The following is a 21,986-nucleotide window of genomic DNA, read 5'->3' as shown; positions in this document are numbered from 1 at the left end:
GGAACGTGAACGCCAAGCAGCAGAAGCCGCGCGTTTAGCGGAAGAACAAGCGGAACGGGAACGCCAAGCAGCAGAAGCCGCGCGTTTAGCGGAAGAACAAGCAGAACGTGAACGCCAAGCGGCAGAAGTTGCGCGTTTAGCGGAAGAACAAGCGGAACGTGAACGCCAAGCGGCAGAAGCCGCACGTTTAGCGGAAGAACAAGCCGCTGAAGAAGCGAGAATTGCAGAGGAAGAAGCTGAAGCTGAGCGTTTACGTTTAGAAGAAGAAAAAAATAATTCGCCAACAGAGCAAGAAAAACCTAAAAAAGCAGGTTTCTTTGCTAGGCTAAAGAAAGGGCTATTAAAAACTCGACAGAATTTAGGTTCAGGCTTTTTTGGGCTGTTCTCAGGTAAAAAAATTGATGATGACTTATTCGAAGAGCTCGAAGAACAGTTATTGATAGCGGATGTCGGGGTTGATACCACGCGCAAAATCATTGACAACTTAACGGCACATGCGAGCCGTAAAGAACTCAAAGATGCAGAAGCGTTATATGGCAAATTGCGTGAGGAAATGTCTGATATTTTAGCGAAAGTGGATAAACCACTCGTGATCGAAGACAAAAAACCCTATGTTATTCTTATGGTTGGTGTTAACGGGGTCGGAAAAACGACAACAATTGGTAAATTAGCACGTCAATATCAATCAGAAGGGAAAAGCGTCATGTTAGCCGCGGGGGATACTTTCCGTGCGGCAGCTGTTGAGCAACTTCAAGTATGGGGTGAGCGCAATAAAATCCCTGTGGTAGCCCAACATACTGGCGCAGATCCCGCATCGGTTATTTTTGATGCGATCCAATCAGCGCAGGCGAAAGGGGTTGATGTTTTAATTGCAGACACCGCTGGGCGCTTACAAAATAAATCGCACTTGATGGAAGAGCTGAAAAAAATTGTCCGGGTAATGAAAAAACTCGATGAAAATGCTCCCCATGAAATTATGTTAACGCTAGATGCAAGCACTGGACAAAATGCGGTAAGTCAGGCAAAACTTTTTGATGATGCGGTCGGTCTGACAGGTATTACATTGACTAAGCTAGATGGCACAGCAAAAGGTGGCGTAATTTTCTCTATTGCCGACCAATTTGGTATTCCAATTCGTTATATTGGTATTGGTGAGGGTATTGAAGATTTACGTCCATTTAAAGCAGATGACTTTATCGAGGCTCTATTTGCCCGAGAGGAATAATTTTCGATGATTCGCTTTGAACACGTTAGTAAAGCTTATCGCGGTGGCCGCCAAGCACTCCAAGGGGTTGATTTTCATCTTCAACCTGGAGAAATGGCATTTCTAACAGGCCACTCAGGCGCAGGTAAAAGTACATTACTTAAACTGATTTGTGGTATTGAACGCCCAAGTGCGGGTCATATTTTATTCAATGGTCATGATATCAGCCGCTTGAAAAATCGAGAGATCCCATTTCTGCGCCGGCAGATCGGGATGATTTTTCAGGATCATCACCTGCTTTTTGATCGAACGGTATATGACAATGTCTCAATGCCGCTAATCATTTCTGGTGCCAGTACCGAAGATATTCGTCGGCGAGTTTCTGCGGCATTAGATAAAGTCGGGTTATTGGACAAAGCTAAAAACTTTCCAATTCAGTTATCTGGTGGGGAGCAACAGCGTGTCGGTATTGCCCGAGCGGTGGTGAATAAGCCAACGATGTTATTAGCGGATGAGCCAACAGGTAACCTTGATGGTGAATTGTCTGAAGGGATAATGCGTTTATTCGAAGAGTTCAACCGTGTGGGGGTGACTGTTTTAATGGCGACCCATGATATTGCATTGATTGAGCGTCGTAACTACCGTGTTCTTACATTAAGTGAAGGTCGTATGCTTGGAGGTCAACATGGCTAAGAATGTCCGTAAAAGCAAGCCGGAACGAGCCAAGCAATCGAAAAGTAAAGCATTAAAAGGCGGTTGGAAAGAGCAGTGGCGTTATTCGTGGTTGAATGCGCTCGCTGATATGCTTAGGCAGCCTTTAGCCACTTTTTTGACAATCATGGTTATTGCGATTTCACTCACATTACCGAGCCTTTGTTATATTGTGTGGAAAAATGTTTCGCAAGCCGCGGAACAATGGTACCCAACACCTCAACTCACTGTTTATTTAGATAAATCTCTTGATGAACAAGGTGGGCAAAATGTGGTAACACAATTACAGGCTCTTGATGGTATTGACCATGTGAATTACCTTTCTCGTGACCAAGCCATGAGTGAGTTTCGCAGTTGGTCTGGTTTTAGTACCGCACTCGATATGCTAGAGGAAAACCCACTGCCTGCAGTCGCAATAATTACACCTAAAATTGATTTTGAAGGTTCTGATGTATTAACAACACTGCGTGATAGAGTCAGCCAAGTCGATGGAATTGAAGAAGTTCGCATGGATGATAGCTGGTTTGCTCGGTTAGCCGCACTCACGGGCTTGGTTGGGAAAGTCGCTTCTGTCATTGGGATTTTAATGATTGTGTCACTGTTCCTTGTGATAGGTAATAGCGTTCGGCTCAACATTTTTGCTCGCCGCGATACAATTAATGTGATGAAACTAATTGGTGCTACTGATGGGTTTATCATGAGGCCATTTTTAAATGGTGGTCTTGTATTAGGCGCATTAGGTGCCATTATTTCCTTGATTATGACCTTTCTACTTGTTTGGCAGTTAGCAGACGGTGTGGCAAAAGTGGCCAGTGTATTCGGTACACAATTTCAGATTGAAGGGTTGTTATGGGAAGAGTCTTTATTGATCCTATTATTATCCGCTATGGTTGGTTGGATAGCGGCATGGTTGGCAACACTTCAACATTTACGACACTTTACACCTGAGTAATGCGTTGTTTTTTGTCATTTTTATTAAAGAGTTATGATTTTATTATATCATGACTCTTTGATTCTATTGCAAATTTGCGTTAAAAATGAACTTAGTCTGAATTGTTTTGTCCTACATTGACCTACTGTTAACAAATTTTGTATATAATTTATTTAACGCGGTTAAACTGGTAGACTTAAAGTGTTTACCTCATGGTTAACCAATGCGGTTATCAATACAAACTAATCTGTTTCCTATTATTTTATTGAGGATCTGAATGACCAAAGACATGCAATCATTAGCTCTTGTTCCACAAGGAAGTATTGAAGCCTATGTTCGGGCCGCTAATGCTTACCCGATGCTTACCGCTGAGGAAGAAAAGGAACTTGCTGAACGGCTGCATTACCATGGTGATCTGGATGCTGCAAAGCAACTGATCTTATCGCATTTGCGCTTTGTTATTCATGTTGCTCGTAGTTATGCAGGGTATGGTTTACCGCAAGCTGATTTAATTCAGGAAGGTAATATCGGCCTGATGAAAGCGGTGCGTCGTTTCAATCCTGAAGTTGGCGTTCGCCTTGTTTCCTTTGCGGTTCACTGGATCAAAGCTGAAATTCATGAATACGTTCTACGTAACTGGCGTATTGTGAAAGTCGCGACGACAAAATCGCAACGTAAGCTATTCTTTAATTTAAGAAAGAATAAAAAACGTCTTGGTTGGTTTAACCAAGATGAAGTCGATATGGTTGCCCAAGAGTTAGGTGTAAGTACTAAAGATGTGCGTGAAATGGAATCACGTATGGCTGCACAAGACATGGCATTTGATATGTCAGATGACGACGACAGCAGTGATTTTGGTGGCCCAGTAGCCCCGGTCTTATACTTACAAGACAAAGCATCAGACTTTGCCGGCTCAATTGAAGATGATAATTGGGAAAGCCATGCAACTGACCGCCTTGCAGAGGCATTAGACTCTTTAGACGAGCGCAGTCAGGATATCATTCGAGCTCGTTGGCTAGATGATGACAACAAAACGACGTTGCAAGAACTTGCTGATAAATACGGTGTTTCTGCAGAGCGTGTTCGTCAGCTTGAAAAGAACGCCATGAAGAAGTTACGTTTGGCGATGGAAGAAGACGAAGACAGCGAAATGTGATTTATTACTGGCCAATTCGTTGTTCACTAAAATTATCTGCATTTATTACCCATTAAGCGGTGGATAAATGCAGATAATCATTTCTACTTTTATATTTTTGATTGTTCAATTAATCACTGTATAACTCTAGTGGTAAGCCATCTGGGTCTGTGAAAAATGTAAAACGCTTTTGCGTGTAGGGGTCAACCCGTATTGTTTCACAAGCCACCCCTTGTTTAGTTAAATAAGCGACCCATTTATCTAAATCATCGACACTGAAGGCTAAATGACGCAGCCCTGTGGCTTCGGGGTAACTCAGCCTTGCTGGCGGGTTAACAAAACTGAATAACTCAATTTGGTAATGTTCACCAAAGGCTAAGTCCGCTTTCCACGAATTATTAGCTGGGCGGTAATGTTCTTCAAGTAAATTTAAACCCAAAATACGGCAATAAAAATCCTTACTGATTTCAAAATTGGATGCGATAACAGCAACATGATGAATTTTATTTAACTTCATGCTGTTTTGTCCATATATCAGGTTGTGTGGTGGCATTGAAGCCATTAGCAGCCAAGAATAGTTGCATCACTTCTTTTTCTTGTAGCGCTACCCCGCTAATATCAAATTTCCATAGTGTAATGTCAGGGATGGCTTGGCAAATTTCTTCTAATAAATATGAGCCAACACCTCGTCGGCGAGTAACCTCTCGTACACAAAAATCGTGCAAAGTGGCTGCGTTATGATCCACGGTAATTTTTGTGGCACCAAGAAGTCGGTCATTAAAGCGCGCAGCGTAAAATTGCTGACCTGCTTTGCACATTTTTGCCAGTTCAAAAGGGCTCTGGTCAGGCCAGATTTTATGTAAGTCCAGATATTGTTGCTCAGTAGGATTGACCAGCGGGATAATAGTGAGTCTCATGATATTTTGTTTGTTTCCCTGTAAGAGTTGCAGTTACTCATCCTGCCAGAGTGATCTACAACCGATTTTTTGATTTTAGAGAGAAAAATTTGGTGATACTGAATTTTCCGAATTTCACTCGGATTAATTTAAATTTAACCCGAATATAACACTAGTATTTACAAAAAAACCACTTTAACACATCAGTTTTTTATTCTGCTTCTAATGTAAAAACCTACCATATCCATTTGCTATTTAGCATAATTATCTTGTTTAATGTTATGAAATATATAGCCTTATTCGCTGTATTTTGAAATATCAGGCATTGTACCTGTCAACCATAATAATCTACTACAAATCAAACACAAACACTCAGAACCATGAAGACGGGGACGATAAAATGAAGAATATGAATAAAGCATTATTGGCGGGCTGTATTGCGATGGCGTTCAGTTCTGCAGGATGGGCAAAGGAAATTAAAATAGCGGTTGTTGGCGCGATGTCAGGGCCTGTGGCGCAATATGGTGATATGGAATTTACAGGGGCACGCCAAGCGATAGCAGACATTAATGCTAAAGGTGGCATTAATGGAAACACATTAGTGGCAGTTGAATATGACGATGCCTGTGACCCGAAACAAGCGGTTGCGGTGGCAAATAAAGTCATTAACGATGGTATTCGCCATGTCATTGGCCATTTATGTTCCTCTTCAACACAGCCTGCATCCGATATTTATGAAGATGAAGGTGTCATTATGATCACCCCTGCAGCCACTAATGCGGATTTAACCACGCGTGGCTACCAGATGGTGCTTCGTACAACAGGTTTGGATTCAGACCAAGGACCAACTGCAGCTAAATTTATTATGGAAGATATCAAACCAACTCGTATTGCTGTTGTGCATGACAAACAACAGTATGGGGAAGGTTTAGCCCGTTCTGTGCGTGAAAGCCTCAATAAAGCGGGCGTTAAAGAGGTCATGTTTGAAGGGGTAACCGCGGGAGACAAAGACTTTTCCGCTTTAGTGGCAAAATTGAAGAAAGAGAACGTGGATTTTGTTTACTTCGGGGGATATTACCCAGAAATGGGGCAAATTTTACGCCAAGCGAAACAAGCTGGGTTGAATATTCGCTTTATGGGGCCTGAAGGCGTCGGTAACTCTTCATTATCAAATATTGCAGGCGATGCCTCTGAGGGCATGTTGGTAACTTTACCAAAACGTTATGACCAAGTTGCGACTAACCAACCGATTGTTGATGCCATCAAAGCGAAGAAAGAAGACCCAACGGGCCCATTTGTTTGGACAACTTATGCTGCTATCCAAGGTTTAACAACAGCAATGGAGCGTACTGGCAGCATCGAGCCTGAAGATTTGGTGAAAGACCTGAAAGCAAATCCAGTCGAAACCGTTATGGGAACATTAAGCTGGCAGCCAAACGGTGACCTGAAAGGGTTTGAGTTCGGCGTATTTGAGTGGCACAAAGATGGGACATCCACCTCTGTAAAATAGTACTCAGCAGTGTTCCAGCATAGTGAATAAGAACCGGAAGTGAGTAACTTGCTTCCGGCTTCTGTTCTCTATATAGGACAAGTAGTTCGAAAGGATAGTCTTATGTCAGATCAAATTCTCTATTTTATTCAGCAGCTTCTGAATGGTTTAACCCTCGGCAGTACCTATGCATTGATAGCCATCGGATATACGATGGTATATGGCATCATTGGGATGATTAACTTTGCCCATGGCGAAGTGTATATGATAGGCAGCTATGTCTCTTTTATTGTGATCGCAGGCTTGATGATGCTTGGGATCGATATCGGCTGGATCCTTGTTGCTGCTGCCTTTATTGCCGCGATCGTGGTCTCTAGCGCCTATGGTTGGAGTATTGAGCGGGTTGCTTATCGGCCAGTACGTCATTCTAAACGTTTGATTGCACTGATCTCAGCGATCGGGATGTCTATTTTCCTACAAAATTATGTCAGCCTGTCACAAGGTTCGCGTGATTTAGCCCTACCGAGTTTGATCACTGGGCAATGGGTTCTGGGTGAAAGCGATGGTTTTGAAGCCACGGTGACTAAGATGCAGTTGACCATCTGGGTGGTTACCGTGCTTGCGATGTTAGCTTTGACGTTATTTATTCGCTATTCAAAAATGGGTAGAGCCTGCCGAGCATGCGCAGAAGACCTTAAAATGGCCAGTTTATTAGGTATTAACACGGATCGCGTTATTTCATTGACCTTCGTTATCGGTGCGGCAATGGCTGCTGTAGCCGGTGTATTGCTGGGGCAATTTTATGGTGTGATTAACCCATACATTGGCTTTATGGCAGGAATGAAGGCATTTACTGCGGCGGTATTAGGGGGAATTGGGAGTATTCCCGGTGCTATGTTGGGCGGCTTAATCTTAGGTGTCGCAGAAGCGATGACCTCTGCATATTTAAGTACAGAATATAAAGATGTTGTGTCATTTGGTTTATTGATTGGTGTGTTATTGATCATGCCAACCGGCATTCTGGGACGCCCGGAGGTCGAAAAAGTATGAGAAAAGAAAATTGGATTAATGCCATTGTGGCTTCAGTGACTTTTTTCGTATTGGCACTGTTTATGATGGGGCTGCAGCTCGCACTGGATGGCACGAAACTGGTTGTGACGGTTGGGGACTCCGTGCGTTGGAACTGGATCATTGCCGGCATTGTTGTGATCTTTGTGTACCAGTTGGTTCGTCCAACCTTAAGAAAAGTGTGGCAAGGGGTGCCTAAGAAAGCGTGGGCTATTCCTGATTTTGATGGTTCGACAACTAAGCAAAAAATCCTTGCGGTTATAATTATTATTGCTGCAATTATTTGGCCGTTTATTGTTTCTCGTGGAAGTGTGGATATTGCAACCTTAACGCTAATCTACGTGATGTTAGGGCTAGGCTTAAACGTGGTGGTTGGGTTATCCGGCTTACTGGTTTTAGGCTACGCAGGCTTCTATGCGATAGGGGCTTATACCTTTGGTTTATTAAATCATTACTATGGTTTTGGGTTCTGGGAAAGTCTACCGATTGCAGGGTTAACCGCTGCATTAGCGGGCTTTTTATTGGGGTTCCCTGTTCTAAGGCTACGTGGGGACTATCTCGCAATAGTGACGCTTGGGTTTGGGGAAATTGTTCGTATTTTATTACTGAATAATACCGAAATCACTGGTGGGCCAAATGGGATCAGCCAATTACCGAAACCGACTTTTTTTGGTTTGGAATTTAGCCGTACAGCAAAAGATGGCTGGGACACTTTCCATAACTTTTTCGGCTTAGATTACAGCCCAGGTGACCGAATTATCTTCCTGTATTTTGTCGCTTTGTTATTAGTGGTTTTAACTTTGTTTGTTATCAATCGGTTACTGCGTATGCCATTAGGTCGTGCGTGGGAAGCATTACGCGAAGATGAAATTGCCTGCCGCTCATTAGGGCTAAGTCCAACTCGAATAAAATTAACCGCATTTACTATTAGCGCAGCCTTTGCGGGGTTTGCAGGGACGTTATTTGCTGCACGGCAAGGGTTTATCAGCCCTGAGTCCTTTACCTTTGTGGAATCAGCATTTGTGTTAGCCATTGTTGTTTTAGGGGGAATGGGCTCACAAACTTCTGTAATTTTAGCCGCAATTATCTTAGTTGTATCACGGGAAATGATGCGTGACCTTAACCAATACAGCATGCTGTTATTAGGGGCGCTGATGGTGCTGATGATGATCTGGCGACCACAAGGCCTATTACCGATGAAACGTCGTCAAATGCAGGTGAAAAAAGTCCCTGAAGGGGAGGGCGTATGAGTCATAAAACAACGCCTTTGCTACAAGTTAATGGCTTAACGATGCGTTTTGGTGGGCTACTTGCCGTTAATAATGTTGAGCTAACCATTAATCAAGGGGAAATAGTTTCACTGATTGGCCCAAATGGGGCGGGTAAAACCACCATTTTTAACTGTTTAACCGGTTTTTATAAGCCGACCAGTGGCACGATTTTATATCGAGAAAAACATCTTGAGGGACTGACCGGGCAGGCAATTGCACGCCTTGGTGTTATCCGAACATTTCAGCATGTGCGGTTGTTTAAAGAAATGACGGTGATTGAAAATTTACTTGTGGCGCAGCATCAACATTTAAAAAGTGGCATTTTTTCTGGGTTATTGAAAACGCCTGCATTTCGTCGTGCAGAATCAGAAGCGCTTGATAATGCAGTAAAATGGCTGGAGCGCATAGATTTACTACCCTTTGCAAACCGGCAGGCTGGCAATTTGGCCTATGGGCAGCAGCGTCGGTTAGAAATTGCTCGCTGTATGGTCACTCGCCCTGAAATTTTAATGTTAGATGAACCTGCTGCGGGACTTAACCCTAAAGAAACCAATGATTTGGATGATTTAATTGCCGAATTACGTGCACATCATAATGTTTCAATTCTATTAATTGAACATGATATGAAATTAGTCATGGGGATTTCAGATCGCATTTATGTCGTGAATCAAGGAACGCCATTGGCAAATGGGACACCAAGTGAAATTCGTCAACATCCTGATGTGATAAAAGCCTATTTGGGGGAAGCTTACTGATGCTTGAATTTAAAAAAGTTTCTACCCATTATGGAAAAATACAAGCGTTACATGAAATTAGCTTGAATATCCAAAAAGGTGAGATTGTGACCTTAATCGGAGCAAATGGCGCAGGGAAAACAACGTTGCTCAGTACCCTTTGTGGCGACCCGCGTGCATCGGAAGGCCAAGTCATCTACCGAGGTGTGGATATTACTCAATTGCCAACGTCCAAAATTATGCGTGAAGATATTGCAATAGTGCCAGAAGGGCGACGTGTCTTTTCTCGTATGACAGTGGAAGAGAACCTCGCAATGGGGGGCTTTTTTGCAAATCGCCAACAGTACCAAGAACGTATTGAACGGGTTTATAAGCTGTTTCCAAGGCTGTATGAGCGCCGAAGTCAACGTTCAGGAACGATGTCAGGTGGGGAGCAACAAATGCTAGCGATAGGCCGTGCTTTAATGAGCCAGCCAGAGCTGCTGTTGCTTGATGAGCCGTCCCTAGGCCTTGCCCCCATTATTATTATGCAAATTTTCGATACAATTCAACAGCTACGCGAGGAAGGTATGACAATTTTCCTTGTCGAACAAAACGCCAATCAAGCGTTGAAACTCGCAGACCGTGGCTATGTGTTGGAAAATGGGCATATTGTGTTGGAAGATAGTGGAAAGGCGCTTTTAGCCAATGAAGCGGTAAGAAGCGCGTATTTGGGTGGATAGTTAAAAATGCTATACTGCGAACTATAGATAACTATAGCTCGCAGTATTCATTGCTCAATATTTTCTATATTATTTTTTGTGATTTTGATTTTAAGCTCATCTTTCTTATTATTTGTAAGCTTAAAAATATTTTTATAATTATTTGATTTGGTTTCGTTTTTATTTTCTTTATTTAAATGTGTTTTTCGTTCTACTGAAATTGAAAGATCTGGTAATGGACTACCAAATTCATCACCTGTGTTTATATATTCAAAGTTTTTATTTGCTGTAATAATACAACTTCCATTCTCTGTTTCTTTAATAGTAAAATTGGTTCTCATACTCTCAATTGAACTGTTATTTTTAGACTCTTGAGTCGCCCTTACACCTATATTGTAATGCTCATTTTTATTTATTTGATGTAAAAGAATTGTTGGTTCTGCAAGAAAGCCTTGATGAGCAATTTGCGATATCAGCTGGGTATTCTTCAACCCGAATTTTGCACTGAGAAACTTTGCATCTTTTATTTCTACTGAGTTTTCTTGGAGGTATGGTGTGTGTAAATAAATATTCATTCTATTGAAATCTTTGTTGAATTTATCAGATAGTTCTTTATCAAAAGTAAATTCATTAGATTCATAAATGTGACTCAAGATGAGTAGATGTATAACTATCGTCCTTGTTCGGTTTGAATCCTGCTATTTTTGTTCTCAATATAATAGAAGTTGATTTTTCATCATGAATGATTTCTTTTTTATATTTATTATTAATGCTGAAATATTCTTTAATAAAAACAATATTATTTTCTAAATTTAATTCGCGTTTTCTATTTTTTATTGGCGATTTGAATAATTTCCAAAATGGTTCTAATGCTGTATTAATTCGGCAGATAAAACGGGCGAATCGATTTTTATTCGGTGTTTTACTATTTATTGTTTGAGGGTTTTTCGTAGAGTAAAGAATATTGTTATTAATTTTAGTCATGAAAGCTCACTTAGAGGTATATTTAAGTTCAGGTTAGGGTATCTCACTGGGATAATAAATTATTGCATAAATAGATAGTACCTAATCAGGGGATGATACGATGGTATGGCAGGTGATAATCTTATGAAGACGAATTTTAGTCATTTTAACTGTTAACTTTTCTACTTTTCTAGAATGTGAGGTATCTCCCATTTCAGCTATTTGCTTGTTTCTATGTGAAAAATTAAATGTATATACAACTTTTTCTCTAGAAACAGGGATCTACTTGTTGTTGTATAACTCCCTTGGTATTCCAACCTTCACACTTCCTACAAAATTTCAAATTTAAATGTATATACTTTGTGAAGTAAATGTATATATATTTAAATCATCGATAAACACTCTCAATGAATAGATAGTCTCGAGCAAGTTGATAGAAAATTAATTTGTTGATTTATAATCAATTAATTGGTTTGAAGACGCAGGTGCATCGCCACTAACTAGGTATCTCGCAGATTATTATAAATAAAATTGTTAATTTAAAGTTAATTAAAAATGGATGATAGGGGATACAACCATGTTAAATCGTACTGACTCAACTCGAGTGATCCGCGCACCACGTGGCAGTGAGAAAACCTGTAAAAGCTGGCTGACAGAAGCGGTATACCGCATGATCCAAAATAATTTAGACCCGGATGTTGCTGAGCACCCTCAAAGCTTAGTGGTCTATGGCGGCATCGGCCGTGCGGCACGTGATTGGGAATGCTATGACAAAATTTTAGATGTGCTAACAACGTTGGAAGATGACCAAACTTTGCTAGTGCAGTCAGGTAAGCCCGTCGGTGTGTTCCCTACCCATCCAGATGCGCCGCGTGTATTGATTGCAAATTCAAATATTGTTCCTCACTGGGCGAATTGGGATCACTTTAATGAGTTAGACCGCAAAGGCTTAATGATGTACGGCCAAATGACGGCTGGTTCTTGGATCTATATTGGCTCTCAAGGGATCGTTCAAGGCACCTATGAAACCTTTGTTTCGCTTGCTAAACAGCACTTTAATGGTAACGCTGCAGGGCGCTGGATCTTAACTGGTGGCCTTGGTGGGATGGGCGGGGCGCAGCCGTTAGCAGCAACCATGGCGGGTTTTAGCATGATAGCGGTCGAATGTGATGAAAGCCGTATCGATTTTCGCCTAAGAACCCGTTATGTAGACAAAAAAGCGACTTCCCTTGATGAAGCTCTGCAATATATCGAAGAAGCCAAAGCCAATGGCCAACCCGTTTCTGTTGGGCTATTAGGTAATGCGGCTGATGTTTACAGTGAACTGGTGAAACGCAACATCACCCCGGATTCAGTCACCGACCAAACAAGTGCCCATGACCCAGTACACGGTTACTTACCACAGGGCTGGACACTCGCCCAATGGCGTGAAAAACAGCAAACTGCACCTGCCGAGGTAACCACAGCGGCGAAAAAAAGTATGGCCGTACAAGTGGATGCGATGCTAACGATGCAAAAACGAGGCTCAGCGGCTTTTGACTATGGCAACAATATTCGCCAAATGGCAAAAGATGAAGGGATTAGCAATGCCTTTGATTTCCCTGGTTTTGTTCCTGCTTATATCCGCCCACTATTTTGTGAAGGTGTTGGTCCATTCCGTTGGGTTGCGTTATCAGGTGACCCAGAAGATATCTATAAAACAGACCAAAAAGTAAAAGAATTATTACCCGATGACAAACACTTACATAATTGGCTCGATATGGCACGTGAACGTATTGCATTCCAAGGGCTTCCTGCTCGTATTTGTTGGGTAGGCTTAAAAGACAGAGAAAGATTGGGGCGTGCTTTCAACGAAATGGTGAAAAGTGGCGAGTTAAAGGGCCCGATTGTCATTGGTCGTGATCACTTAGATTCAGGCTCTGTTGCAAGCCCACACCGTGAAACTGAATCCATGAAAGATGGCTCTGATGCCGTATCAGACTGGCCTTTATTGAATGCACTGTTAAATACCGCTGGTGGTGCAACATGGGTCAGTTTACATCATGGTGGTGGTGTTGGAATGGGCTTCTCACAGCACTCGGGGGTTGTCATTGTGTGTGATGGAACCGATGCTGCAGATAAACGTTTAGCACGTGTTTTACATAATGACCCTGCAACAGGTGTTATGCGCCATGCAGATGCAGGTTATGACATCGCCATTAACTGTGCGAAAGAGCAAGGGCTTAATTTGCCTATGGTGAAGTAATGTCGTGTGCCAGCTGAAATTGAGCTGGCATCTTTCTGAAATAGAAGGAATTCAGTATGAATGCTGCGTTAACTCAGAAAAGACAAGGGCCACTGGCGGGGATCAAAGTGATCGATTTAAGCCGTGTGTTAGCCGGCCCTTATTGCACGGGTATGATGGCCGATCTCGGTGCTGAAGTGATCAAAATCGAAGTTCCCAACCACGGTGATGATAGCCGCCATTTAGGGCCATTCATTGATGGTGAAAGTGTTTATTACGGTTTGATTAACCGAGGTAAACGCAGTATTGAATTGGATCTTAAAGCGGATGAAGACCGAGCTATTCTATTCCAATTAATCCAAGAAAGTGATGTGGTAGTTGAAAACTTTCGCCCTGGTGTGACTCAACGACTTGGTATCGATTTCGATAGCTTGAAGCAGCACAACCCCCAATTAATCTACGCCAGTATTTCTGGTTTTGGACAAAATAGCCCATTAGCCAGTTATCCCGCTTATGACATCGTGGCACAAGCGATGTCGGGCCTTATGAGTGTCACGGGTTTCCCAGAAACGGGGCCAACACGTAGCGGTGAGTCAATTGGCGATGTATGTGCAGGGATGTTTGCATCATGGGCGATAAGCAGTGCGTTATTTGCGCGAGAGCGTCATGGCGAAGCGGCACAGTATATTGATGTGGCGATGGTGGATGTCTTATTAAGCATGCAGTTAACTGGGCTTTCAAACCTATTTGCGAATGATAAGGCCCCGAGCTTAGTGGGGAACCGCCATCCAGTATCCACGCCATTCGATACTTATCAAGCAAAAGACGGTTTAGTGGTTATCGCGATTGCCAGTGAAAAGTTATTTCAACGCTTTTGCGAGTGTATGGAAAAACCGCAGTTATGCCACGACCCACGTTACCTTAATGACCCGAGTCGAACACAGCACCAAGCTGAGCTTCGAGAAGAAATCGAAAGTTGGACATGCCAAAAAACCGTTGAAGAGGTATGCGACATATTATTAAACGCGGGTGTGCCTGCCTCACCGATCCATAATTTATACCAAGCCACACAAAGTGAGCATGCCCAAGTGAGGCAAGTGCTAACACACCTGAATGACGGAGGAACGCCATTGGTTTCTCAACCGGTTTTTTTTAATGGAAAGAAACCTCATTCGACCCACCGGGCTCCGAAATTAGGTGAGGCAAACGCAGTTTATAAGCCAGCGAAAACAACAATTAAAAATGCGGAGACGATGCAATGAGTTTTGATATTAATGAAACAGAACAAGCCGTTGTGGATGCGATAGAAAAAGTTTGTCACGACATTTTACAGCCGAATGCACAAAGATACGATGAAACCGAAACCTTTTGCGCTGAAAGTTTACAAGCGTTGGGGGAAATGGGCTGTTGGGGAATTAATTTACCTGAACAGTATGGCGGTTTTGGTATTGGTAGTGTAGCGATGAGTAAGGTGGTAGAAGCGGTTGCAGCGGCTTGTGCTTCGACTTCATCGGCTCTAACAGCGCATTTTTTAGCGACAGATTCAATTCTGATTGGCGGTACAGAAGAGCAAAAACAGCATTGGTTACCAAAAGCCGCAGCTGGGGAATTATTAGGTGCATTTGGCTTAACTGAGCCAGCTGCTGGCTCTAACCCTGCAGATATGCGAACCGTGGCAACTCGTGAAAATGGTGGCTGGCGCATTCGGGGTAATAAACACTATATTACTAACGCCAAAGAAGCTGATTTCATCGTGTTATATGCGAAAACGGATATAGAAGCAGGGGCTCGCGGGATCAGCGCATTTATGATCCCTAAAGGCACGGAAGGTGTGGCATTTTCTCAACCTGAAAAAACCATGGGGTTACGGGGTAGCACTATTTATGAATTAGCACTGAATTGTTGGCTACCTGAATCTGCATTACTGGGAGAGGAAAACAAAGGGTTTCATACCGCCATGGAAGTTTTAGATAAAGGGCGCGTCGAAGTGGCCGCAACCTCACTAGGTATTGCTCGAGCCGCGATGGAAAGTGCTTTAGGCTGGGTAAAAGAACGCCAAATTGGTAAAAAGCCATTAGCGGCTTACCAAGGAACCCAATGGCGTATTGCGGATATGCACACGCAATTGGAAGCTGCTCGTATGTTGACTTGGCAAGCTGCGGAATTACGTGATTCAGGGGAACGTTTTAGTTTGCAATCTGCTACGGCAAAATTGTTTGCAGCTGAATGCGCAGGTTTTGTTACGGATGCAGCATTACAGCTTCACGGAGGCTACGGTTATATTCGTGACCTGCCTCTCGAGCGTTATGTGCGGGATGCACGGATTTTACGAATTTTTGAAGGGACGTCAGAAATACAAAAAATTATTATTTCACGTGCCGTTTTAGACGCCCATTAAGTTATTTATCAGTATTGAGCCAGTAAGCGGGACAGGCGTTTACTGGTTTATGGAGCACCATAGGAAGCACTACCTGACAACAGGATCATGGAATTAAAAACACAACAACAATCAGGTTTAAGAATGTATTTCAATTAGTTATTTAGGGTGAATAACAGATAAAACATCACCCAGCGTAATGCTTAATAACTGTACCTTACAACTGTAGTTATTGCGGTTCCATTACGATTAATTGGTTCATTCTTTAAGCCAGCCTTGCTTAAAGAGGAGTTACCATGACAGTTTCAAACGACATCGCAACAGGGCAAAAAGCCCGGCAGGAGAATGTACCTTTAATCGAAGCGCGTTCCATCGACTACATTCCAGAGTCCGAGCGCCACGGCACCTTATCAAGCCAATTCACACTTTGGTTTGGTTCTAATTTGCAAATAACCGCAATTGTCACTGGGGCCTTGGCTGTGGTACTGGGTGGCGATGTATTCTGGTCATTAATAGGCTTATTTATTGGCCAATTATTAGGTGGTGCGGTGATGGCCTTGCATGCGGTGCAAGGGCCGAAATTGGGGCTACCACAAATGATTTCGAGCCGTGTACAGTTTGGCGTATACGGTGCAGTTATCCCTATCTTACTGGTTTGTATGATGTATGTCGGGTTCTCTGCTAGTGGTACTGTGCTGGCAGGGCAAGCGGTTGGTCAGTTATTACATGTGACGGATTGGGTTGGAATTATCATTTTTGGTGTGGTGATAATCGGCATCACAATTTGTGGTTATCGCATCATCCATATTTTAGGGAAAGTGGCGAGCGTTATAGGCGTAATTACGTTCTTCTATCTATTTTTCCGTCTGTTTTATATGAATGATGTCTCAATACTACTCGAAAACCGCCATTTTAGCTGGACGAACTTTCTATTAGCGATGTCATTGTCCGCTTCTTGGCAAATTGCATTTGGGCCTTATGTTGCTGACTATTCTCGCTATTTACCGACTAAAACTCCGACAATAAAAGCCTTTTTGGCCGTCGGTTCAGGTACAGTGATTGGTACGCAAGCATCGATGATTTTAGGGGTTTTTGCCGCAGCACTTGCCGGCAATCAATTTGCAGGTAACGAAGTCTCTTATATCGTAGGGTTAGGTAGCACAGGTTTAATCGCGGCGTTGCTGTACATCAGTATTTTTTATGGGAAAGTGACCATAACTGCACTGAATGCTTATGGTAGCTTTATGTCTATGGCAGCGATCTGGTGTGGTTTCCGAGGGAAAAGCCAAATTTCTCGCGGACAAAGGTTATTTTTCATTATTCTGATGGTGAGTTTCTCGACCGCTTTAGGGTTAGCAGGCCAGCACTCATTCTTAAAGTTATTCTCTGCCTTCTTACTGTTTTTACTCGCATTTTTTACCCCTTGGAGTGCAATTAATCTCGTTGACTACTATTGGGTCACTAAAGGCCGCTACGATGTACCTGAGCTAGCTAATCCAAATGGCCGTTATGGACGTTGGAATAAAGTTGGGATTATCACTTACATCGTTGGGGTATTGATTCAATTGCCATTTATTTCCACGGGCTTCTATACCGGGCCTTTAGTCGAAAAACTGGGCGGGGTTGATATCTCATGGATTGTGGGTTTAGTCGCAACCAGCGTTATTTACTATGTGGCGATTAAAAAATGGCCTATGTCAGTGGCAGACAGATTGATATTACCTACGAGTAAATAACCATTTCATAAAAAATTAGCATTCAAAATAGTAAAAATTGAGATAGCCAGTAGCAGTGTGAATATCACTGTTACGGTTTCTCTCAACCTAAAAAACGATTTTAGAACATTACCATACCCACCAATCGCTGAAGAATTGGGATAGGAGTTGCTATGAAAATTTTAGTCGCAGTGAAGCGAGTGATAGACCATAACGTCAAAATAAGAGTGAAAGCCGATGGTTCAGGAGTTGAGCTGGCAAATGTCAAAATGGCCATCAACCCCTTCGATGAAATTGCTGTCGAAGAAGCTGTACGTTTAAAAGAGGCGGGAAAAGCGGCAGAAGTTATTGCTGTTTCCGTTGGTGATATTAGTTATCAAGATACATTACGCAGTGCGATGGCGATTGGGGCAGATCGCGGGGTTTTAGTCCAAAAGCCTGAAGAGTTAACCTTAGAACCACTGGATATTGCACGTTTACTTCAACAAATTGTGCAAAAGGAACAGCCAGATCTTATTTTATTAGGTAAACAAGCGATTGATGATGACTGTAATCAAATCGGCCAAATGCTTAGTGCATTATTGGACTACCCGCAGGCAACATTTGCCTCACAAGTGAAGCTTGAAGGCCAATTATTGCAAGTGACAAGGGAAATTGATGGTGGCTTAGAAACGTTAGAGATGCCATTACCAGCGGTTATCACAACGGACTTACGGCTCAATGAACCTCGTTATGCTACTTTGCCTAATATCATGAAAGCTAAGAAAAAAACGTTAGATATTATCGATATTGCTGAGATGGATTTTACGCCATTAGGGCAAATTAAGACGCTGAGTGTCTCAGAACCTAAAAAACGAGCGGGGCAATGCACATTGTTAAGCAGCGCGACAGAGCTAGTTAGTGCATTACAAGCGAAAGAAGTGATTTAATCGAGGAAAATATCTATGAGCCAAATATCGGTATTAGTGGTTGTCGAACATGATAATCAAACAATAAAAACATCTACTTATCATAGTATTAACGCTGCAAAGCAACTTCTCACAGCTGGTGGTCATTTGCACTTATTAGTTGCAGGAAGTGAGACGGAACAGGTCGCTCAGTCAGCTGCAAGTATACAGGGCGTGAGTAAAGTCCTAGAAATACAATCAGATAACCTTAAAAACCAACTTGCAGAGCCGATGGGCCATGCAGTGGCAAGTATCGCAAAAGAATATACCCATTTACTGTTTCCAGCGACGACATTTGGTAAAAACATTGCTCCACGGGTTGCGGCAACGTTAGGGATCGCACAAATTTCAGACATTACCCAAGTTATTGATCCTCAAACTTTTATTAGGCCTATTTATGCAGGAAATGCGTTAGCAACAGTACAAAATAATGGCCAGCAGGTGGTCATTACAGTGCGTAGTTCGGCATTTTCTGGGGGATATGAAGCGCAAAATCATGCTGAAATTGAAAAAGTCTCCTTTGCTGATATTCCCTTGCGTAGTCAGTTAAAAAGTCAATCTCTAACCCAAGTAAGCCGTGCGGAATTGAGTTCTGCAAAAGTGGTTATTTCAGGGGGGAGAGGTTTGAGTTCAGGTGACAACTTTGCGTTATTGGAAACGATAGCTGACAAACTTGGCGCTGCGGTGGGTGCTTCACGTGCTGCGGTAGATGCTGGTTTTGTTCCAAATGACTACCAAGTAGGACAAACAGGGAAAATTGTTGCACCCGATTTATATATCGCAGTAGGGATTTCCGGGGCAATTCAACATGTTGCTGGTATGAAGGAAAGTAAAGTGATCGTTGCTATTAATAGTGATCCTGAGGCACCGATTTTCCAAGTCGCGGATTATGGCATTGTTGGCGATCTATTTGAGATCTTACCGGAATTTGACAAAGCATTAGCGTAAGAGGTGGACAAATGGCTATCGACAATATTGATAAGATAAACGAGGCTCCCGAGCGGGAATCGATGGAGTTCGATGTCCTGATTGTCGGTGGTGGACCCGCAGGGTTATCTGCAGCAATACGATTAAAGCAGCTAGCAGCAGAGAAAGGCACAGAGATATCAGTTTGTTTAATTGATAAAGGTGCGCAGATAGGTGCTCATATTTTATCTGGCGCGGTGATAGACCCTCGGGCTCTCGATGAATTGCTGCCAGATTGGCAGCAAAAGGTGTCAGCTTCTTTAACTCCTGTAAACCATGACCGTTTTTTATGGTTGAAAGAAAATAAAGCGAGCCATTTACCCCTATCTTTATTGCCAAGCTGTTTGAAAAATAATGGCAACCTCATTGGTAGCTTAGGGCAGATAAGTGCTGCACTTGCCGTTGAGGCTGAAAGATTAGGTGTTGATGTTTTTGCCGGATTTGCTGCCACTGACGTGCTGTTTGATGATAAAAACCAAGTAATAGGTGTCACCACCGGAGACATGGGGCTGGATAAATCAGGCAACCCAACAGCGATGTACCAACCAGGTATGAATTTACTGGCAAAAATGACCTTTTTTGCGGAAGGGTGCCGTGGCCAGCTAGGTAAGAGATTGATAAATCATTTTAATTTAGCCGCAGAGAGCGGTAAACAAACCTATGGTTTGGGCATCAAAGAGATTTGGCAAATTCCCAAAGAGCAACATCAAGCAGGGCTGGTTGTGCATTCTGTTGGTTGGCCCCTAGATAACCACACCTATGGTGGCGGCTTTGCTTATCACTATGGAGATAACTTAGTCGCAGTGGGTTTGGTGGTCGGGTTAAATTATGAAAATCCTTATTTATCACCGTTTGATGAGTTTCAGCGTTTAAAGACCCACCCTGAGTTTAGTGCTTTTTTATCAGGGGGAGAGCGTATTAGCTATGGCGCTAGAACGATGGTGGCCGGTGGGTTGGCCGCGTTACCTGAACTGAGCTTTCCCGGTGGCGTACTAATCGGTGATGATGCAGGTTTTCTTAATGCAGCTCGAATTAAAGGTACACACTGTGCAGTGAAAAGTGGGTTATTAGCAGCAGAAGCCTGGTTCAGTGCTAACCAGAATGGAATGGTTAACTATTCACAGTTTAAAAAACAATTTCGGCAGCTATTTGAAGAGAGCTGGCTATATCAAGAACTTTATCAAACACGGAATTTTAAACCCTATATGAAAAAAGGGTTAGTGATTGGTTCAATGCTATTTGGTGCAGAACAACTGTTATTAAAAGGCCGTAGTCCGTGGACTTTAAAGTTAAAACACGCAGACCATGAAGGAATAAAAGAAGCACGAAATTTTTCGCCAATAAATTACCCAAAACCTGATGGAAAATTAATTTTTGATAAGCCTTCTTCCGTGTTTTTATCGAATACGAATCATGAAGAGGAACAACCCTGCCATTTAAAACTGGCGGATATTAATGTCCCTATCCAAGTTAATTTAATGAAATATGCTGCGCCCGAGACGCGTTATTGCCCCGCGGGAGTCTATGAAATTGTAGGGGGTAAGAGCGAAGAAAAACTGCAAATTAATGCGCAAAACTGCCTACATTGTAAGGCTTGTGATATTAAAGACCCGTTACAGAATATCACTTGGACAGCCCCTCAAGGAGGCGAAGGCCCTATTTATCAGGGAATGTAAAACGAATTTGTTGTGATGTAGTTGTGCTTGATATTTTTTGTTTTATCAGTCGCTTTGGGGCAATTTTGCCCCATTTTTTTATTTTGCATTAATTCTCAATTCGCGAATGTAATTTTAATTTGTAACGCGAGCCAGCTGTGATCATATTAACGTAGCTAATTAGAGTGCTACCTGTCCAAGTGCGACGGCTAAGTTGTAAGCAAGGTGAGTTTTCTTTAATTGATAATGATTGAGCAATGGATTTTGTGGCTAATGCGGCTTCAATGGTATGTTCCATTTCACTAACAGGAAAATGGCGTTGTAAATAACCGCTCGGCGTTTCAGTGTCACCATATTTTTGCTTAACAAAATCAGGCACAATGGCATGATTAACATAGCGTTCTTCTAACATTAAAGGAATATCATTTTCAAAATGTAGAACTTTACAGTAACCCACATCACTTCCTTCACTAATTCCTAGCTGTAGTGCGATTTCTGCTGATGCCGAAATAATTTTAAGCTGTAATTGGTGACCGCTATATTTATTACCGCTTGTTGAAATTTCATCAAAAATATCAAATGCTTTTGTAACGGGGAGTTCATGTTTTTGAGTGGCAACAAATGTGCCTTTTCCTGCAATACGATTCAAGATCCCTTTTTGGCTTAACTCGGAAATGGCCTTATTCACCGTCATACGGCTCACATTAAATTGAGCGCACAGCTCAAGTTCTGTGGGAATTTGAGTTTCAGGCTTAAAAATTCCTAAATCAATACTGCGTAAAATGTAAGACTGAATTTGCTTATATGCAGGTTGTGATGTCATCGCTGTCATTCAAAATTATTGTTAAAGGAAGGAGTGGTAAAATTGTTTTATTGCCACATTTCACTCACAAACTTTGTATGTAATGCAGTTTATCAGTAATTATGGGCTTTGCTAGTTATACTCGTCATACTTCACGTTGCCGTGTTGTTGACTGCACTCATTCGCACTAGTCACCT

General features: G+C 42.4%; 21 protein-coding genes. 16 read left to right on the top strand and 5 right to left on the bottom strand.

Annotated features, from left to right (window positions below):
- From ftsY to rpoH, 4 genes are all read left to right on the top strand, one after another.
- The coding region (gene ftsY, locus PSF67_RS01420) for a signal recognition particle-docking protein FtsY (RefSeq protein ID WP_272676417.1) at positions 1-1,225 on the top strand (1,225 nt) is incomplete at its 5' end.
- Between the two features lie 6 nt (positions 1,226-1,231).
- Positions 1,232-1,897 carry a cell division ATP-binding protein FtsE gene (gene ftsE, locus PSF67_RS01415; protein WP_272676416.1) on the top strand — a complete coding sequence of 222 codons (666 nt, stop codon included), beginning with the start codon at positions 1,232-1,234 and terminating at the stop codon, positions 1,895-1,897.
- Positions 1,890-2,867, top strand: a complete 978-nt coding sequence (gene ftsX / locus PSF67_RS01410) for a permease-like cell division protein FtsX (RefSeq protein ID WP_166264270.1) — start codon at positions 1,890-1,892, stop codon at positions 2,865-2,867. The genes ftsE and ftsX overlap by 8 nt, the downstream gene beginning before the upstream one ends.
- Positions 2,868-3,123: 256 nt before the next feature.
- Positions 3,124-4,002, top strand: coding sequence for an RNA polymerase sigma factor RpoH (gene rpoH, locus PSF67_RS01405; RefSeq protein WP_102137981.1), 879 nt, complete (start codon positions 3,124-3,126; stop codon positions 4,000-4,002).
- A 109-nt stretch (positions 4,003-4,111) separates the two neighbouring features.
- On the opposite strand, the gene gloA2 is transcribed toward rpoH, so the two are convergent.
- Together gloA2 and panM are read right to left on the bottom strand one after the other, a co-directional pair.
- Positions 4,112-4,498: an SMU1112c/YaeR family gloxylase I-like metalloprotein gene (gene gloA2, locus PSF67_RS01400; RefSeq protein WP_102137980.1), complete on the bottom strand. Its 387-nt coding sequence runs from the start codon at positions 4,496-4,498 to the stop codon at positions 4,112-4,114.
- Positions 4,485-4,898, bottom strand: a complete 414-nt coding sequence (panM, locus tag PSF67_RS01395) for an aspartate 1-decarboxylase autocleavage activator PanM (protein WP_231067977.1) — start codon at positions 4,896-4,898, stop codon at positions 4,485-4,487. Before panM ends, gloA2 begins: the two co-directional genes overlap by 14 nt.
- Before the next feature lie 379 nt (positions 4,899-5,277).
- On the opposite strand from panM, the gene PSF67_RS01390 reads away from it, so the two are divergent.
- The 5 genes from PSF67_RS01390 (at position 5,278) to livF (ending at position 10,161) form a co-directional block, all read left to right on the top strand.
- On the top strand, positions 5,278-6,387 hold the full coding sequence (locus tag PSF67_RS01390; protein WP_004908157.1) for a branched-chain amino acid ABC transporter substrate-binding protein: 1,110 nt from the start codon (positions 5,278-5,280) through the stop codon (positions 6,385-6,387).
- 102 nt (positions 6,388-6,489) lie between these two features.
- Positions 6,490-7,416 (top strand): high-affinity branched-chain amino acid ABC transporter permease LivH, encoded by a 927-nt coding sequence (livH, locus tag PSF67_RS01385; RefSeq protein ID WP_004258523.1) that lies wholly within the window; start codon positions 6,490-6,492, stop codon positions 7,414-7,416.
- Complete coding sequence (locus PSF67_RS01380; RefSeq protein WP_102137978.1) at positions 7,413-8,684, top strand: high-affinity branched-chain amino acid ABC transporter permease LivM; 1,272 nt, start codon at positions 7,413-7,415, stop codon at positions 8,682-8,684. Before livH ends, PSF67_RS01380 begins: the two co-directional genes overlap by 4 nt.
- Positions 8,681-9,460, top strand: a complete 780-nt coding sequence (livG, locus tag PSF67_RS01375; RefSeq protein WP_195697732.1) for a high-affinity branched-chain amino acid ABC transporter ATP-binding protein LivG — start codon at positions 8,681-8,683, stop codon at positions 9,458-9,460. The genes PSF67_RS01380 and livG overlap by 4 nt, the downstream gene beginning before the upstream one ends.
- Positions 9,460-10,161, top strand: coding sequence for a high-affinity branched-chain amino acid ABC transporter ATP-binding protein LivF (livF, locus tag PSF67_RS01370; RefSeq protein WP_102137976.1), 702 nt, complete (start codon positions 9,460-9,462; stop codon positions 10,159-10,161). Before livG ends, livF begins: the two co-directional genes overlap by 1 nt.
- Positions 10,162-10,208: 47 nt before the next feature.
- On the opposite strand, the gene PSF67_RS01365 is transcribed toward livF, so the two are convergent.
- Positions 10,209-10,715: a hypothetical protein gene (locus tag PSF67_RS01365; RefSeq protein WP_272676415.1), complete on the bottom strand. Its 507-nt coding sequence runs from the start codon at positions 10,713-10,715 to the stop codon at positions 10,209-10,211.
- A 61-nt stretch (positions 10,716-10,776) separates the two neighbouring features.
- A complete protein-coding gene (locus PSF67_RS01360; RefSeq protein WP_272676414.1) occupies positions 10,777-11,124 on the bottom strand; it encodes a hypothetical protein in 348 nt (115 codons plus the stop codon).
- A gap of 556 nt (positions 11,125-11,680) precedes the next feature.
- Here PSF67_RS01360 and hutU point away from each other — a divergent pair.
- From hutU to PSF67_RS01325, 7 genes are all read left to right on the top strand, one after another.
- Complete coding sequence (gene hutU, locus PSF67_RS01355) at positions 11,681-13,348, top strand: urocanate hydratase (protein WP_166264280.1); 1,668 nt, start codon at positions 11,681-11,683, stop codon at positions 13,346-13,348.
- 56 nt (positions 13,349-13,404) lie between these two features.
- Positions 13,405-14,589: a CaiB/BaiF CoA transferase family protein gene (locus PSF67_RS01350; RefSeq protein WP_231067976.1), complete on the top strand. Its 1,185-nt coding sequence runs from the start codon at positions 13,405-13,407 to the stop codon at positions 14,587-14,589.
- Positions 14,586-15,725 (top strand): acyl-CoA dehydrogenase family protein, encoded by a 1,140-nt coding sequence (locus PSF67_RS01345; protein WP_102137972.1) that lies wholly within the window; start codon positions 14,586-14,588, stop codon positions 15,723-15,725. The genes PSF67_RS01350 and PSF67_RS01345 overlap by 4 nt, the downstream gene beginning before the upstream one ends.
- A gap of 275 nt (positions 15,726-16,000) precedes the next feature.
- Complete coding sequence (locus PSF67_RS01340) at positions 16,001-17,440, top strand: purine-cytosine permease family protein (protein WP_102137971.1); 1,440 nt, start codon at positions 16,001-16,003, stop codon at positions 17,438-17,440.
- Positions 17,441-17,592: 152 nt separating this feature from the next.
- Entirely contained in the window at positions 17,593-18,348 is a 756-nt protein-coding gene (locus PSF67_RS01335; RefSeq protein ID WP_166264286.1) for an electron transfer flavoprotein subunit beta/FixA family protein, read from the top strand.
- A 15-nt stretch (positions 18,349-18,363) separates the two neighbouring features.
- Entirely contained in the window at positions 18,364-19,314 is a 951-nt protein-coding gene (locus PSF67_RS01330; RefSeq protein WP_166264288.1) for an electron transfer flavoprotein subunit alpha/FixB family protein, read from the top strand.
- A gap of 11 nt (positions 19,315-19,325) precedes the next feature.
- Positions 19,326-21,008, top strand: coding sequence for an electron transfer flavoprotein-ubiquinone oxidoreductase (locus PSF67_RS01325; RefSeq protein ID WP_210843489.1), 1,683 nt, complete (start codon positions 19,326-19,328; stop codon positions 21,006-21,008).
- Positions 21,009-21,096: 88 nt separating this feature from the next.
- Here the strand turns inward: PSF67_RS01325 and PSF67_RS01320 are convergent, their stop codons facing one another.
- The gene (locus PSF67_RS01320) at positions 21,097-21,810 is read right to left on the bottom strand and encodes a UTRA domain-containing protein (protein ID WP_102137967.1); all 714 of its coding nucleotides are present in this window, start codon (positions 21,808-21,810) and stop codon (positions 21,097-21,099) included.
- Between the last annotated feature and the right edge of the window lie 176 nt (positions 21,811-21,986).

Origin of the sequence: Providencia sp. PROV076 (genome assembly GCF_028483405.1) — a bacterium.
In the GTDB taxonomy this organism is placed as follows: domain Bacteria; phylum Pseudomonadota; class Gammaproteobacteria; order Enterobacterales; family Enterobacteriaceae; genus Providencia; species Providencia huaxiensis.
Note: the sequence above shows the minus strand (reverse complement) of the source record. Positions and strands in the feature narration are given on the sequence as shown.

What these genes read in the sequence shown, in the direction of transcription:
- ftsE (WP_272676416.1), top strand. Translation starts at nt 1,232, where the DNA reads ATGATTCGCTTTGAACACGTTAGTAAAGCTTATCGCGGTGGCCGCCAA.
- ftsX (WP_166264270.1), top strand. Translation starts at nt 1,890, where the DNA reads ATGGCTAAGAATGTCCGTAAAAGCAAGCCGGAACGAGCCAAGCAATCG.
- rpoH (WP_102137981.1), top strand. Translation starts at nt 3,124, where the DNA reads ATGACCAAAGACATGCAATCATTAGCTCTTGTTCCACAAGGAAGTATT.
- gloA2 (WP_102137980.1), bottom strand. Translation starts at nt 4,498, where the DNA reads ATGAAGTTAAATAAAATTCATCATGTTGCTGTTATCGCATCCAATTTT.
- panM (WP_231067977.1), bottom strand. Translation starts at nt 4,898, where the DNA reads ATGAGACTCACTATTATCCCGCTGGTCAATCCTACTGAGCAACAATAT.
- PSF67_RS01390 (WP_004908157.1), top strand. Translation starts at nt 5,278, where the DNA reads ATGAAGAATATGAATAAAGCATTATTGGCGGGCTGTATTGCGATGGCG.
- livH (WP_004258523.1), top strand. Translation starts at nt 6,490, where the DNA reads ATGTCAGATCAAATTCTCTATTTTATTCAGCAGCTTCTGAATGGTTTA.
- PSF67_RS01380 (WP_102137978.1), top strand. Translation starts at nt 7,413, where the DNA reads ATGAGAAAAGAAAATTGGATTAATGCCATTGTGGCTTCAGTGACTTTT.
- livG (WP_195697732.1), top strand. Translation starts at nt 8,681, where the DNA reads ATGAGTCATAAAACAACGCCTTTGCTACAAGTTAATGGCTTAACGATG.
- livF (WP_102137976.1), top strand. Translation starts at nt 9,460, where the DNA reads ATGCTTGAATTTAAAAAAGTTTCTACCCATTATGGAAAAATACAAGCG.
- PSF67_RS01365 (WP_272676415.1), bottom strand. Translation starts at nt 10,715, where the DNA reads ATGAATATTTATTTACACACACCATACCTCCAAGAAAACTCAGTAGAA.
- PSF67_RS01360 (WP_272676414.1), bottom strand. Translation starts at nt 11,124, where the DNA reads ATGACTAAAATTAATAACAATATTCTTTACTCTACGAAAAACCCTCAA.
- hutU (WP_166264280.1), top strand. Translation starts at nt 11,681, where the DNA reads ATGTTAAATCGTACTGACTCAACTCGAGTGATCCGCGCACCACGTGGC.
- PSF67_RS01350 (WP_231067976.1), top strand. Translation starts at nt 13,405, where the DNA reads ATGAATGCTGCGTTAACTCAGAAAAGACAAGGGCCACTGGCGGGGATC.
- PSF67_RS01345 (WP_102137972.1), top strand. Translation starts at nt 14,586, where the DNA reads ATGAGTTTTGATATTAATGAAACAGAACAAGCCGTTGTGGATGCGATA.
- PSF67_RS01340 (WP_102137971.1), top strand. Translation starts at nt 16,001, where the DNA reads ATGACAGTTTCAAACGACATCGCAACAGGGCAAAAAGCCCGGCAGGAG.
- PSF67_RS01335 (WP_166264286.1), top strand. Translation starts at nt 17,593, where the DNA reads ATGAAAATTTTAGTCGCAGTGAAGCGAGTGATAGACCATAACGTCAAA.
- PSF67_RS01330 (WP_166264288.1), top strand. Translation starts at nt 18,364, where the DNA reads ATGAGCCAAATATCGGTATTAGTGGTTGTCGAACATGATAATCAAACA.
- PSF67_RS01325 (WP_210843489.1), top strand. Translation starts at nt 19,326, where the DNA reads ATGGCTATCGACAATATTGATAAGATAAACGAGGCTCCCGAGCGGGAA.
- PSF67_RS01320 (WP_102137967.1), bottom strand. Translation starts at nt 21,810, where the DNA reads ATGACATCACAACCTGCATATAAGCAAATTCAGTCTTACATTTTACGC.